Source organism: Streptomyces sp. NPDC059564, assembly GCF_042735575.1.
Lineage (GTDB): Bacteria > Actinomycetota > Actinomycetes > Streptomycetales > Streptomycetaceae > Streptomyces.
This window is the reverse complement of record NZ_JBHWBP010000072.1, coordinates 1-14432: the sequence shown is the minus strand read 5'-3', so window position 1 is coordinate 14432 and position 14432 is coordinate 1. Positions and strand designations below refer to the sequence as shown.

Below are 14432 nucleotides of genomic sequence, written 5' to 3'. Positions count from 1 at the left end.
GGGGAGCGCCGACATGACCACGGTGGAGAGGACGGAGGCGGAGACCGGGCCTTCGGCCAGGCGGGGTGACGCCGCTCTCGACGTCGTCGCCTTCCACCACCATCCGGTCAAGGCGCCGCTGCTGCGCGAGGTGATGCTGCCGCTCGCCGAGGCCTGCGCCGCGGACGGCCTCGCCGCCCACGTCGAGCGGCACTGGCTGCACGGACCCCACCTGCGGCTGCGCATCGAAGGCCCGCCCGCACGTGTGGAGGCCGCCGCCGCGGCCGCCGCCTCCCGGATCCGCGACTGGCTCCACGCGCACCCCTCGCGGGGCGACCTGACGGAGTCCCAGCTGCTGGAGCGGGCCGCCGAGGCCGGGCGCGCCGAACTCGTCCCGCCGCCCTACGGGCCGATCGAGCCGGACAACACCGTCCGCGTCGAACCCGTCGACCGCTCTCCGCTGCGTGTCCTGCTGGGCGACGACGGCACCGCCCTGCGCGAGGAGCTGCTGCGCGCCGGGCTCGGCGCGCTGCGGGCCGGGGCGGGGTTCCTCGCCGAGCACGCAGACACCGCTCAGGCGCGGCTCCAGCTGGCGGTGGCCGGGCTCGCCGCGCACGCCGCGGCCCACCCGGGAGGCCTGGCCGGCGGCCACTACTCGTACGTCTCCCACCTGGAGGACTTCCTCGTCCACGACGACCCGGACGGGCGCGTGCGGACCCGCTTCGAACAGCACGCCGAGCGGGCCGGCGACACGGTCACCGCCCTCGTCGGACGCATCGCCGACGGCGGCGCGCAGGGCTGGGAGCGGCCCTGGGCGGAGTTCTCGGCCGGCGCCTGGCGGCTGGCTCAGGCCCGCCACGACGCCGGGGCGGACCTGCACGGCGACCCGCTCGCCTACCGCGACCGGGCCGCCGCCACCGGGGACGCGGCGGCGGGGGAGCGCTGGAACCACGAAGTCCGGACCCGGTACAGCGAGTTCCACCGGCTGCTGGCCCGCTCCGACCCGCGGGGCACGATGTGGAGCCGCCCCGACTACCTGGTCCACCGGGTCTGCACCAACGCCCTGTACCGGCTCTTCGCCCTCTGCGACGTCCGCCCGCTGGAGCGGTACCTGGCGGCCCACCTGGTCGTGCGCGCGGTGCCCGCCCTGACCGGCTGCGACTGGCGCGCCGAGATCGCCGCGGTCATCGGCGCGGTGGAGCGCGGCGCATGACCGGGACCGTACGCCGGCTGCGCCCCGGCACCGCCGTGACCCCGCTGCGCGGCGGCCTCCACCTGCGGGGGCGGCGCGGGAGCGTCACCCTCGAGGGCAGCACCGCCCTGCCCGCCCTGTGGCGCTCGCTGGAGCCGCAGCTCCGCGCCGGCGGCCTCGAACCGCTGCTGGCCCGGCTGCGACCGGGCTCGGCGGCGCGCGCCGCCGTGGACACCCTGATCGCCCAACTGGAAGCCCACGACCTGCTGGTCACCGAGGCGGCGGAGCCGGCCGGTTCCGCCGGTCCCGCCGGTTCCTCGCGTTCCGCGGAGTCCGCCGGTCCCTTCCGCGGCTCCGGGGCGGTCGCGCGCTGGCTCGCCGTGAGCGCGGAGGAGCCCGGCGGGGCGGCGGCAGCGCTCGGGGCGGCGCGGGCCGAGGTGGTGGCCGCGGCCGTCGACGGACCGCTGGCCAGGGCCGCCGGCCGGGCCCTCGAACGGGGCGGACTGCCCGTCGCGTTCACCGCCGACCCGGGCCTGCCCGAGGACCGGATCCACCTCTACGTCCACGACGCCGGCCCCGTGCGGGGTGTCGCGGCGGGCCTGTGCGGCGAGACCGGCTACGTCACCTCCCCGGCCGCCCCCGCCCGCACCCACACCGACGCGACGGCCCTGGAGGCCCGCCTCGCCCAGGACCCGCCCGCCCCCGTCCCTGCCGGATTCGGCGGGGTGCGGGCGTTCCGGCTGCTGGTCGCGGGGGCGGCCGCGCAGCGGGTGGTGTGTGCGGCGGGCGGGCTGGGGGATCCGGCGGACGAGGGGGGTGATGACCGGCTGGTGGCCGGGCTCCCGTCGGTGCTGATCGCGGACGCCCGCCCGCCGCGCTCCGAGTACCGGACGTGGCTCGGGCCGGGCCGGTCCGACGCCGCCCTCGCCCCCGCCGCCACCCTCCGCGAAGCGCTGCGCCGGGTGGCCGCCCTCGGCGACGCGCGGTGCGGGGTGCTGCCCGACCCGGGGCCGGCGGACCTGCCGCAGCTGCCGGTCCCGCTCGCCGCCTGTGTGCCGCCGCAGGGCGCCACCCTGGTCGGCGGCGCCCCGAGGCTGGACCTGGCGCGCCTGGAGGTGTTCTGCCGGGCGGCCGAACTGGGCCTGGGCGAGGGCGGTTTCACCGTCGGCGCGGACCCCGCCCACGCCCGGGGCCGGGCCCTGCGCGCGGCCGTCGCCCGGCGGGCCGGGACGGGGGCCGGGCGGGCTCCGGTGGCCGGGGCGCGGTGGTCGGGGCATCCGCAGGCGCGCCACTGGTGGACCACCCTCACCGTCCGCCTCGCCGTGCCCGCCCGGCTGTACGTGTTCCGGGCCGCCCCCGGCGAGGAGGTGTACCGGGCCCTCGTGCGGCAGCCCGCACCCGAGGGGGCCAGGGTGCTCGGGGAGGCCGTCGAGGCGACCCCGGGGGACGCGGCGGCGTGGGCCGCGCTGGCCGCCGTGGCCGCCGTCACGGCGGGATCCGCCCTGGCCCCGGGCACCGTCTCGGGCCCCGCGCCCCGCCCCTCCGGCGGCGCCGTCGCCGCGCTGGCCGCCGCCGGGGCGCGGACGGCGGCCTGGGAGGACCGCGGCTGGACGGGCCGCTGGCTCGCCGAAGCGGCCGCCCGCGAGGGGGCGTTCCAGGACGCGATGGCCCGTTGGGCGGGGGCGGCCCACCCCGCCGCGCCGTCGTCCACCGGGCCCGCCGGTGAACTCGCCGACCGGCTGCGGGCCTTCGGGTTCACCGTCCTGTGCACCCCGGAGGCCACACCGTGACCGCGTCCGACTCCCTCGGCGAGCTCCCCGTGCCGCTCCTCGACGCCGACTCGGCGACGGCGACCACGGCCGGCCCGGCCGTGGTCCTGCTGACCCGGTGGACGCTGGGCCTCGCCGAGGCGCTGAGCCGCCACGCGCTGCGCCACCCGGTGGCCCTGGTCCCGGTGCGCTGCGACGGTGCGCTGATGGTGGTCGGCCCGGTGCTGCGGCCCGGAGCCGCGGCCTGCCTGTGCTGCGCCGAGTACCAGAGGCTGGCCACGGCCGGCGGCCGCGTGCCCTGGCGGAGCGGGGAACTCGCGCTGGCCGGCGTACCGTCCCCGGCACTCGCCGAGTCGGCGGGCGCCCTCGCACTGGAGCTGCTGGAGCTGGTGGAGTCGCCGGACCCGCCGACGGAGCCGGAGCCGCCGACGGAGCCGGAGTCGTCCGAAGGCCCCGGCACCGCCACCGTGTACGTCGTTCACCAGGGCCGCGGCACCTGGTCCACCCACCGCATCCGCCCCGTCGGAGGCTGCGCGGTCTGCCACCCGCTCCCCGCTGACTCCGCCGCCGCCCCGGCCCCCCTGCCGGCGGGACCCCGCCCGCTCCCGGACCCGTACGTCCTGCGCGCCCCCAACCCGCGTACCGCACCGGACCGGTTGCGCGCGGCCCTGTACGACGAGCGCTTCGGCCCGGTCCACCGCCTGCTGCGCGCCGAGGACTCCCCCTTCTCACTGACCGCCGCGTTCGTGGCGGACGGCCGGCTCGTCGAGGACGGCGGCTACGGCCGGGCCCGCGACTTCGCCGACAGCGAGCGCGTCGCCCTGTTCGAGAGCGCGGAGCGGTACGCGGGCATGCGCCCCACCGGCCGCCGCACCGCCCTGCGGGCCTCCTTCGCCGCCCTGGGACCCGACCGCGCCGTGGACCCCGAACGGCTCGGCCTGCCCGACCCCGCCCACCACGGGCATCCGGCCTCACCGACCGTTCCGTACGCGCCGGACCTCGAACTGGACTGGGTGCACGGCTGGTCGCTCACCCGGCAGCGGGTCACGGCCGTCCCCGAACACGTCGCCTACTGGGACGTGCCGGCCGGCGCGGTCGCCCGCCCGCGCGTGGTCTACGAATCCTCCAACGGCTGCGGACTCGGCAACAGCCCCGAAGAGGCCGCCCTCTACGGCCTGTTCGAAGTCGCCGAGCGCGACGCCTTCCTGATGGCCTGGTACGCGGCCACGCCACTGCGCCGCGTCGAACCGCCGCCGGACGACCTCGACACCGCCCTCCTCGCGGACCGGGCCGCCCTCGCGGGCTACCGCCTTCACCTGCTCGACGCGACGAACGACTTCGGCATCCCCGCCGTCGTCGCGGTCTGCCGCTACCGCGGCTCCCACCCGGACGCGCCCCGGATGTTCCTCGCGGCGGGCGCGCACCACGATCCCCGGGCGGCGATCCGCTCGGCGGTGGCCGAGGTGGTCACCAACGTCCTGGAGGCGCCGGCGCGTTCCCTCGCCGAGGGCCGCCCGCGCGATCCGGAGCGGCTGCGGCCCATGCTGCACCGGCCCGAACTGGTGGTGACCCTGGACGACCACGTCGGGCTGAACACCCTCCCCGAAGCGGGCCCGCGGCTGGAGTTCCTCTTCGCCGGCACGTCCCGCGTGCCCGCCGCGGAGGCCTGGCCGGGGGCGCCCGAGCCGGTCGCCGACCTGTCCGCCCTGCTCGGGGCGACCGTGGAGCGGCTGTCCCGGGCCGGCCTGGAGGTGATCGCCGTCGACCAGAGCGAGCCGGGCCTGCGCGACGGGCTGGGCCTGCACTGCGTGAAGGTCGTCGTCCCCGGCGCGCTCCCGATGACCTTCGGACACGTCAACCGCCGCACCCGGGGCCTGCCCCGGCTGCTGGAGGTGCCGTACCGGCTGGGCCGCACCCCCCGTCCCCTGCGCCACGAGGACCTCGCGCTCCATCCGCACCCCTTCCCCTGACACCCCCGAGGACCCCACGTGACCACGACCGACGCCTGGCACAGCCACCACCTCTTCCTGCACTCCGAGACGTCCGACACCGACGCGTTCCTGCTGCGCGCCGCCGCCCCGCTCCTCGACGGCCTGGTCGCCTCGGGGGAGGCCGCCGGGTGGTTCTTCATCCGGTACGGGGAGGACGGCCCCCACGTACGGATCCGCGTGCGCGGCCTGAGCGCCCCGGCCGCCGCGTGGCTGCCGGAGGAGCTGGCCCGGGCGGCGAAGGAGGTGCCCGCGGTGCCCGGCCCGTGGCCCTCCCGGCACGGGGAGGTCCGCGCCGTCCCGTACGTCCCCGAGACGGACCGCTACGGCGGCCCGCGCGCGCTGCCGGTCGCCGAGGAGGTGTTCGCGGCCTCCACCCAGGTGGTGCTGGAAGCCCTGCGGGACGCCCCCGCCCAGGGGGCGGACGCGGTGCGGCTGACCCGTGCGGCGGACCTGGCCCACGCGACGGCGTACGCCCTCGGCATGGACCGCCTCACCGCCGCGCGCTGGCTACGGCGGCACGCGGCGGGCTGGCGCTGGGTCACGGACCCGCCCCTGCTGCCCGGCGCCGCCGTCCACACCCGGGTCAACACCGTGTACGCCGCCCAGCGCACCGGGCTGGCACGGCGCGCGGAGACCCTGCGGGAGCGGCTCGCGGAGGGCGGCGGCGCGCAGCCCTGGCTCCTGCACTGGGCGGAGCGGGTCCGCGAGGCCGACGCCCTGCTGCGCGCGGGAGCCGGACTGTCGGGGGCCGCCTCGGCGTGGGTCTGGGGCTCGCAGCTCCACATGCTGTTCAACCGGCTCGGCGTCGGTCCCGACGAGGAGCGGGCCGTCTGCCGGCTGGCCGCCCGCACCCTGCTGGAGACGGAGGAGCCCGCCACGTTCTTCCCGCCGGGCCACACCGCGCCCGACCTGCAGTACCTGGAGCGGAGCAAGTTCCAGATCGGCCGGGGCGAGGACACCGCCCTGCGGCCGCTCCCCGACGCGGCCCCGCACCCGTCCGCGGCCGGACCGGAGACCGCCCTCCCGGCCGCGCCCCTGCCCGACGTGCCGCTGAGCGCCGTACTGGCCGGCCGGGCCTCGCTGCGCGGCCCCCTCACCGGGCCGCTGGACGCCGCCGCCCTGGGCGCCCTGCTGTGGCACTCCTGCGCCGAGAGCGGCCGCTCCGCGCAGCGCCTCGCGGACGGCTCGGAGCGCGTCACGGCCCACCGCCCCTACCCGAGCGCGGGCGCCCTGTACACGGCCCGGGTGCGGCTGCTGGTGCTGGACGTGGCCGGGGTCGAGGCCGGTACGTACGACTGCGTGCCCGAGCGGCGGACCCTGCGCCGCATCGGCCCCGCGGCGCCGGTCGCGGACGTCAAGGCGCTGTCGACGTACCTGTCCCGCCCGGCGACGGACCCCGACTGGATCGGCGTCGACGAGGCCCCCGTGGTCCTCGGCCTGTACGCGGACCTCGGCCTGCTCCGGCGGCGCTACGGCCTGCGCGCCCTGCGCCTGGCCCTGCTGGAAACCGGCCACCTGGCTCAGACCCTGCTCTTGACGGCCTCCGCCCTGGGTCTCGGCGGCACCCCGCTGGGCGGCTTCCACGACGACCTGGCCCACGAGCTCCTCGGCCTGGACGACCTGGAGCAGCCCCTCCAGTACCTCCTGCCGCTGGGCCGCCGCACGCAAAAATCGCTTTAGCAGGGACCGCGGGAAGGACAAAATTTCGAAGGGGTTAGCATATGAGCGCTGCCTAGCTCGAAAGATGGATCTGTGACTGTCAACGAGGACTCGTTCACCAACTGGAAGAACCGCGAAGAGATCGCGGAGTCGATGATCCCGATCATCGGGAAGCTGCACCGCGAGCGGGACGTGACGATCCTGCTGCACAGCCGCTCCCTGGTGAACAAGTCGGTGGTCAGCATCCTCAAGACCCACCGCTTCGCCCGCCAGATCGCGGGCGAGGAGCTCTCGGTCACCGAGACGTTCCCGTTCGTCCAGGCGCTCGCCGCCCTCGATCTCGGCCCGTCCCAGATCGACATCGGCATGCTCGCCGCCACGTACAAGGCCGACGACCGCGGTCTGTCGATCGAGCAGTTCACGGCCGAGGCCGTCGCCGGCGCCAGCGGCGCGAACAAGATCGAGCGCGGTGACGGCCGCGACGTCGTCCTCTACGGCTTCGGCCGCATCGGCCGCCTCGTCGCCCGCCTGCTGATCGAGAAGGCCGGCTCCGGCAACGGCCTGCGCCTGCGCGCCATCGTCGTGCGCGGCGGCGGCGACGCGGACCTGGTCAAGCGGGCCTCGCTGCTGCGCCGCGACTCCATCCACGGCCAGTTCCAGGGCACCATCACCGTGGACGAGGCGAACGGCACGATCGTCGCCAACGGCAACACGATCAAGGTGATCTACGCGAACGACCCGTCCGAGGTCGACTACACGGCGTACGGCATCAAGGACGCCATCCTCATCGACAACACGGGCAAGTGGCGCGACCGCGAGGGCCTGTCCAAGCACCTGCGCCCCGGCATCGACAAGGTCGTCCTGACGGCTCCGGGCAAGGGCGACGTCCCGAACATCGTCCACGGCGTCAACCACGACACGATCAAGCCGGACGAGCAGATCCTGTCCTGCGCCTCCTGCACCACCAACGCGATCGTCCCGCCGCTGAAGGCCATGGACGACGAGTACGGCGTGCTGCGCGGCCACGTGGAGACCGTCCACTCGTTCACGAACGACCAGAACCTGCTGGACAACTACCACAAGGCCGACCGCCGTGGCCGCAGCGCGCCGCTCAACATGGTCATCACCGAGACCGGTGCCGCCTCGGCCGTCGCCAAGGCGCTGCCCGACCTCAAGGCGCCGATCACCGGCAGCTCGATCCGCGTCCCCGTCCCGGACGTCTCGATCGCCATCCTGAGCCTGCGCCTGGGCCGCGAGACCACCCGCGAGGAGGTCCTCGACCACCTCCGCGACGTCTCGCTGAACTCGCCGCTCAAGCGCCAGATCGACTTCACCACCGCGCCCGACGCCGTCTCGATGGACTTCGTCGGCTCGCGCCACTCCTCGATCGTCGACGCGGGTGCCACCAAGGTCGACGGCGACAACGCGATCCTCTACCTCTGGTACGACAACGAGTTCGGCTACTCCTGCCAGGTCGTCCGCGTCGTCCAGCACGTCTCGGGCGTCGAGTACCCCACGTACCCGATCCCCCAGGCCTGACCCACCCGTCTCCCTGCGGGGCGCGGAGTGTGACGAACCTGAGGTGGGGCCTTCCGTCGGCGGAAGGCCCCACCGTCACGTCCTCGCCGGGACAAGTCGCCCGTCGCCGGTCAGTTCCCGGTGAACTGCTGGTGGACGCACTGCCTGTACTGCTGGAAACTGTCGGGCCGGTAGCACTCCCGCGTCTTGTCGGCGTACCAGACGAAGAGGACGGCGACCAGGACGGACACCACGATCGCGATGGCCGACGTCACCATGCCGGTGAGGGCCTTGGCCCGGCCGGTGCCGGTCCGCTTGGCCGTCGTCAGGGCGACGATGCCCAGGATCAGGCCGATGCCGCCGAGCAGGCCGCCGATGATGAAGACCGACGTGCTCAAGCCGATGACGCCGAGCACCATGGCGGCCCCGGCCAGGCCGTTGGCCGATGCCGTGTGATGCGGCGGCATCTCTATTCCTTGCGTGTTCATGAAACGTCCTCCGGTCAACTGCTCAGGGCACGATCCTGGCTTCCGGCGTCGCGGACGCGCATCGCGGGAAGGCGGGAGAAGGTGCTCCCCCGATCGGGGGAGGCCGCCGGTGAGCTGCCCGGTCATACTGGGCCGATCATGATCATGGGGATTCGGCCGCTGCTGCGCGGCTCCACGTATTCGGGCATGCTGTTCGCCTATTGCGGTGCGTTGACGAGCCTTCCGCTGCTGCCTTTCGCCCTGCTGTCGACGCTGGCGTCGCCATCCGCTCCCTATGGAGTGCAGGCCGTCCTGGTCCTCCTGGTCTGGGCAGCACTGATCGGCTCGGTCGGCCTGGCCCGCACCACGCGGCGGGCGCTGATCGCGTTCGCCCGCCGGCTTCTGAGGGTGCCGTTGCCGGCCCCTGCCGCCGTGCCGTCCGGCGCCGACCGTTGGCGGACTCCCCTCTGGCTGCTGCTGCACGTGGCGCTGGGGTGGACGGGGGCGCTGACGAGCGGTGTGCTGGTCCTCATGGGGATCGCGCTCCCCGGGGGGTGGCTCGATGCCGAGGCCGGGCTGAGTCTGTTCGGCCGGTCGCTGCGGTCCGACGACGGATGGCGGAGCTGGGTGATGGCGCTCTGCTGCCTGCTGCTCGCGGCGGTCGTGTGCGCGGTGGTGACGAGCGTGCTGCGGTGGCTGGCACCCAGGCTCCTGGGTCCTTCGTCGGCCGAGCGGCTCGCGCTGATGGCCGAGCGGGAGCAGCGCCTCGCCGAACGCAACAGGCTGGCCCACGAGTTGCACGACTCGATCGGGCACACGCTGACCGCGACCACGATCCAGGCGGCCGTCGCGGGCGAGGTGCTGTCCGCCGACCCGGTGGCGGCGCGGGCCGCGCTGCGCAGCATCGAGGAGTCGGCCAGGGCCGCGCTGGAGGACCTGGACTACGTACTGGGCGTACTGCGCGAGGAGAAGGCGGAGACGGCACCGACCCGGACCCTGGCCGACCTGCCCGAGCTGCTCGACCGGTTGCGGCACGCGGGCGCGGTCCTCGATGTGGAGCTGTCCGGCGCGTTGGCGCAGGTGCAGGGGACGCTCTCCCGGGCCGCGTACCGGATCCTGCAGGAGGGGCTGACGAACGCCTTGCGGCACGGGACGGGCGGTCCGATCGGCGTCCGGGTGGCGGCGGCGCCGGACGGGCTGGAACTCGGTGTGGTCAATGGCGCGGGCCCGCGCCCGGGCGCGGGTGTCTTCCGGACGTCCGGGCACGGCCTGCCCGGCCTCGCCGAGCGCGTGCGGCTGCTGCACGGTGAGATCGAGGTCGGCCCGGACGGGCCGCGGCACTGGCGGCTGGCGGTCCGGCTGCCGGTACGGGGCTCGGCATGACCGCCTCCGACGCGAGCTCGGCCGCCACGACGGGCGCCGCCACCAGCCCTGCCCCTCCCCCTGTCACCCTCTTGATCGCGGACGACGACGAGGTGACCCGCAGCGGTCTGCGCACCTTGCTCGCGGCGCAGCCGGGGATCTCGGTGGTCGGGGAGGCCGCCGACGGCGTCGAGGCCGTCGAGCAGGTGCGGCGGCTGCGGCCGGACGTGGTCCTGATGGATGTGCGGATGCCGCGGTGCAACGGGATCGAGGCCACCCGGCGACTCCTTGCCGAGCCGGCCGCACCGCCGAAGGTCGTGGTGATCACCACCTTCGAGAACGACGGCCACGTCACCGCCGCGCTCGGCGCGGGCGCCAGCGGGTTCGTCCTCAAACGGCTTCCGGTCCGGCAGATCGCCGAGGCGGTACGGGTGGTGGCGGCGGGGGAGGCGATCCTCTTCCCGGCGGCCCTGCGCCGGATGGTCGCCGCCCGCCCGCTGGGCTCCGCCGAGGCGTTGCCGAGGGCGGCGCTGACGGGGCGGGAGGAGGAGGTGCTGCGGCTGATGGCGACCGGCCTGTCCAACCCGGAGATGGCGGCGTCGCTCACGGTGAGCCTGGAGACGGTGAAGACGCACGTCGGGAACGTACTGATCAAGCTCGGTGCGCAGAACCGGACCCACGCGGTGGTGATCGCGTACGAGTCGGGTCTGGTGGTGCCGGGGTTCACCGGCTGACGCGCGACACGGCCCGCCCGCAAGGCGCCCGCCGCCGGACAGCGCCCGGACCCGGGCCCGGCGTGAGAACCGTTACATATTGCGCGTAATTTACCCATTCGGGGCAATCATGAAGGTTCGGAAATCGTCTTCTAGGGGCCGCTGGCGCGGTCCGCGCCCGGCCGTCAGCGGTCGGTGCCGCAGGGAGTGACATGGGACGCGCGGGCAACTGGACGGGCAACTGGCGGATCGCACTGCCGATGGCGGGCGGGGCCGCCGTACTCGGATTGGGCGGCCTCTACGTCACCGGCCTCGTGACCGGCGGCGACGTGGACCAGGGCACCCGGGTCCAGGGCGTGGACATCGGCGGGATGAGCCGCGCGCAGGCCCGGCAGGCGCTGGACCGCGAGCTCGGGCCCGTCGCCGCGGCGCCGGTCGCGATGCGGATCGGCGACCGCGTCGAGAAGGCCGACCCGGCCGCGCTCGGGCTGTCCCTGGACACCGCAGCGACCGTCGACCGCGCCGCCCGCACGGGACACGACCCCGTCACCGTCATCGGCCGGCTCTTCGCCTCCTCCGACAGGCGGGACGTCGAGCCCGTGGTCCGCGTCGACGAGCCGAAGGCCCGGGCCGCCCTCGACGGCATCGACGCGAGCACCCGCCAGCAGGTCCGCGAAGGGGCCATCGCCTTCGACCGGGGCGCGGCGAAGGCCGTGGCCCCCCGGCCCGGCGTCGACCTGGTCGAGGACCGGGCCCTGGACACCCTGCGCGCCGCCTACCTGAGCGGCGCCACCGCCCCCGTCGTCATGCCGGTCGAGCGCCAGGAGCCGCGCGTCGGCGCCGAGGAGACCGGACGGGCCATGCGCCAGTTCGCGCAGCCCGCGATGTCGGGGCCGGTGACGGTCGCCGTCGCCGGGAAGCGCATACCCATAAGCCCCGCCGTCCTCGGCGAGCACCTGACCATGCGCCCCGACGCCCAGGGCCGCCTCGTACCGGCCCTCGACTCCAAGGCGCTGCTGGCCGACCCCGCCGTGGCCCGGCCCGTCGAGGAGGCCGTCCAGGCCCCCCGTGACGCCGTACTCGGCCTCGACGGGGCCGGCCGCGTGGCCGTGGACACCGACAGCCGCGCAGGCCAGGAAGTCACCCAGGCGGCGCTCGGCCGCACCGTGCTGCCCCTGCTGACCCGCACCGGCGCCGCCCGCAGCGGCGAGGTCCCCACCGAGGCGGTCCAGCCGGACCTCACCAGCGCCGAAGCGCGCCGGCTCGGCATCAAGGAGAAGGTTTCCTCCTTCACCGTCCAGTTCCCCGCCGCGCCGTACCGCACCACCAACATCGGCCGCGCCGTGGAGCTGATCAACGGCTCCGTCGTCCTCCCGGGCGAGGAATGGAGCTTCAACCGGACCGTCGGTGAGCGCACCAAGGAGAACGGCTTCGTCGACGGCATCATGATCAACGACGGCCAGTACGTGAAGTCGCCCGGCGGTGGCGTCTCCGCCGTCGCCACGACCATGTACAACGCCGCCTTCTTCGCGGGGGTCCGGTTCGCCGAGCACGGCGCGCACTCCTTCTACATCGAGCGCTACCCCGAAGGCCGCGAGGCCACCGTCGCGTGGGGCACCCTCGACCTGCGCTGGGTCAACGACTCCGGACACGCCCTCTACGTCCAGGCCCAGTCCACCGACACCTCGCTGACCATCACCCTCCTCGGCACGAAGAAGTACGACGAGGTCAAGGCCACCAAGGGGCCGCGCACCCTGATCACGCCCCCCGCCAAGCGCACCGGCAGCGGGCCGGCCTGCGAGGTCCAGACCCCGCTGGAGGGCTTCGACGTCTCCGTCGGCCGTGTCTTCGTACAGGGTGGCCAGGAGGTCAAGCGCGAGAACTTCAAGACCCACTACACGCCGCGCGACGAGGTCACCTGCACCCCCCAGGCCACACCGGCCGCCCCGGCCCCGCAGGGCACACCGACCGCGCAGACGCCGCCCGGCACGGCCGCCGCCCTCGGCGCCGCTCCCGCGCCGCTGTCGTAGCGCGGCCGGACCACGCGCCGGCCGGACCACGCGCCGGCCGGACCACCCGCCGGCCGGAACGCGGCCGCCCGACCACCCCGCCGCTGATCACGGCGCGTGACCGGCCGGACGCGTTTGCCGCATGCCGGGGGCCACGGGCAACCGGAAGTGCTACAACTGGGTGCGTGACCCTTCCTCGCCGCCACCCGTGCCGGGCACGCCGGTGCGGTCACCCGTAGGCAAGCGTTTCAGGAGCGTCGCCGGACAGGTATTCGTCCTCCAGGTGGCGATCGTGGTGTTGCTCGCGGCCGGATCCCTGCTGGCCCTGCTGCTCCAGTCGAAGCACGACATCGACCGCGAGGCGCGCAACCGGTCGGTCGCCGTCGCCGAGACGTTCGCCCACTCCCTGGGCCTGCCGGCGGCCCTGCGGAGCTCCGATCCGTCCGCCATCCTGCAACCCGTCACCGAGGCCACCCGCAAGGCCGCGGGCGTGGACTTCATCGTGGTGATGGACACCAACGGCATCCGGTACACGCACCCCCAGCCGGACCGCATCGGCAAACGGTTCGTCGGCACGATCGGGCCCTCGCTCGCCGGACACACCTACACCGAGAGCGTCGACGGCCCGCTCGGCCAGGAGATCCAGGCCGTGGTGCCGGTCACCGCCGCCGACGGCCGGGTCATCGCACTCGTCTCGGCGGGCCTGACCGTGAAGAACGTGACCGGCGCCGTCGACCGCCAGCTCCCCGTCATCCTCCTGGCCATCGCCACCGGCCTCGCCCTCGCCACCGCCGGAACGGCCCTGATCAGCCGGCGCCTGCGCCGCCAGACCCACGGTCTCGGCACGCAGGAGATGACCCGCATGTACGAGCACCACGACGCGGTGCTCCACGCGGTCCGCGAGGGCGTGCTGATCACCGACGGCGACGGGCGGCTGCTCCTCGCGAACGACGAGGCCAAACGGCTGCTTGGCCTCCCCGACGACGCCGAGGGACGCCCCATCGGGGACGTGCCCTGCCTGGACCGCCGGATGGCCGACCTGCTGCTCTCCGGCCGGGTGGCCACCGACGAGGTGCACCACGCGGGCGACCGGGGCCCGGCTCCTCGTGGTCAACCAGCGCCCCACCCACCCCCGCGGCCGCCCCGAAGGCAGCGCCGTCACCATCCGCGACTCCACCGAGATGCAGGTCCTGACCAGCCGCGCCGAGACCGCCCGCCGCCGCCTCAAGCTGCTGTACGACGCCGGGGTCGACATCGGCACCACCCTCGACGTGGTCCGCACGGCCGAGGAACTCGCCGCCGTCGCCGTCCCCCGCTTCGCGGACTTCGTCACCGTCGACCTCGCCGACCAGGTCCTCGACGGGGACGAACCCGCCCCGGGCGCCGACATGCGGCGCACCGCGGTCAACGGGATCCGCTCGGACCACCCCCTCTACCCCCGCGGCCGGCTGATCGACTTCCTGCCGTCCACCCCCCAGGCGCGCGGTTTCGGCACCGGCGAGGCGGAGCTGGTCACCGACCTGTCCGAGGCGGCGGGCTGGCACGCCCAGGACCCGCCGCGCGCCAAGGCCATCGTCGAGTACGGGATCCACTCGCTGATCGCCGCCCCGCTCACGGCCCGGGGCGTCGTCCTCGGCGTGGTCAACTTCTGGCGCTCGGAGAAGCCGGAGCCCTTCGACGAAGACGACCTCTCGCTGGCCGAGGAACTCGTCGCCCGGGCCGCCGTCAGCATGGACAACGCCCGCCGCTACACCCGCGAGCACGCCCTCGCCG

General features: G+C 75.1%; 9 protein-coding genes and 1 pseudogene. 9 read left to right on the top strand and 1 reads right to left on the bottom strand.

What is annotated here, in order from left to right; genetic code table 11:
• Positions 1-13 precede the first annotated feature (13 nt).
• The 5 genes from ACFV0Q_RS15495 to ACFV0Q_RS15475 all read left to right on the top strand — a co-directional run bounded on the left by ACFV0Q_RS15495 (position 14) and on the right by ACFV0Q_RS15475 (position 8129).
• Complete coding sequence (locus ACFV0Q_RS15495) at positions 14-1192, top strand: lantibiotic dehydratase C-terminal domain-containing protein (RefSeq protein ID WP_385005411.1); 1179 nt, start codon at positions 14-16, stop codon at positions 1190-1192.
• Positions 1189-2961 (top strand): hypothetical protein, encoded by a 1773-nt coding sequence (locus ACFV0Q_RS15490; protein WP_385005409.1) that lies wholly within the window; start codon positions 1189-1191, stop codon positions 2959-2961. The genes ACFV0Q_RS15495 and ACFV0Q_RS15490 overlap by 4 nt, the downstream gene beginning before the upstream one ends.
• The gene (locus ACFV0Q_RS15485) at positions 2958-4910 is read left to right on the top strand and encodes a TOMM precursor leader peptide-binding protein (RefSeq protein WP_385005407.1); all 1953 of its coding nucleotides are present in this window, start codon (positions 2958-2960) and stop codon (positions 4908-4910) included. Before ACFV0Q_RS15490 ends, ACFV0Q_RS15485 begins: the two co-directional genes overlap by 4 nt.
• 18 nt (positions 4911-4928) lie before the next feature.
• Positions 4929-6611 carry a thiopeptide-type bacteriocin biosynthesis protein gene (locus tag ACFV0Q_RS15480; protein WP_385005405.1) on the top strand — a complete coding sequence of 561 codons (1683 nt, stop codon included), beginning with the start codon at positions 4929-4931 and terminating at the stop codon, positions 6609-6611.
• Between the two features lie 72 nt (positions 6612-6683).
• Positions 6684-8129 carry a glyceraldehyde-3-phosphate dehydrogenase gene (locus tag ACFV0Q_RS15475; protein ID WP_385005403.1) on the top strand — a complete coding sequence of 482 codons (1446 nt, stop codon included), beginning with the start codon at positions 6684-6686 and terminating at the stop codon, positions 8127-8129.
• Between the two features lie 110 nt (positions 8130-8239).
• Here ACFV0Q_RS15475 and ACFV0Q_RS15470 read toward each other — a convergent pair whose 3' ends face one another.
• Positions 8240-8575 (bottom strand): DUF4190 domain-containing protein, encoded by a 336-nt coding sequence (locus ACFV0Q_RS15470; RefSeq protein WP_385005401.1) that lies wholly within the window; start codon positions 8573-8575, stop codon positions 8240-8242.
• A 159-nt stretch (positions 8576-8734) separates the two neighbouring features.
• On the opposite strand from ACFV0Q_RS15470, the gene ACFV0Q_RS15465 reads away from it, so the two are divergent.
• The 4 genes and pseudogenes from ACFV0Q_RS15465 to ACFV0Q_RS15450 form a co-directional block, all read left to right on the top strand.
• Positions 8735-9958: a sensor histidine kinase gene (locus ACFV0Q_RS15465; RefSeq protein ID WP_385005399.1), complete on the top strand. Its 1224-nt coding sequence runs from the start codon at positions 8735-8737 to the stop codon at positions 9956-9958.
• Complete coding sequence (locus ACFV0Q_RS15460; RefSeq protein WP_385005397.1) at positions 9955-10671, top strand: response regulator; 717 nt, start codon at positions 9955-9957, stop codon at positions 10669-10671. The genes ACFV0Q_RS15465 and ACFV0Q_RS15460 overlap by 4 nt, the downstream gene beginning before the upstream one ends.
• A gap of 191 nt (positions 10672-10862) precedes the next feature.
• Positions 10863-12680, top strand: coding sequence for a VanW family protein (locus ACFV0Q_RS15455; RefSeq protein WP_385005395.1), 1818 nt, complete (start codon positions 10863-10865; stop codon positions 12678-12680).
• A 262-nt stretch (positions 12681-12942) separates the two neighbouring features.
• Positions 12943-14432 (top strand): annotated as a pseudogene (locus ACFV0Q_RS15450) (GAF domain-containing protein); the annotation flags it as partial.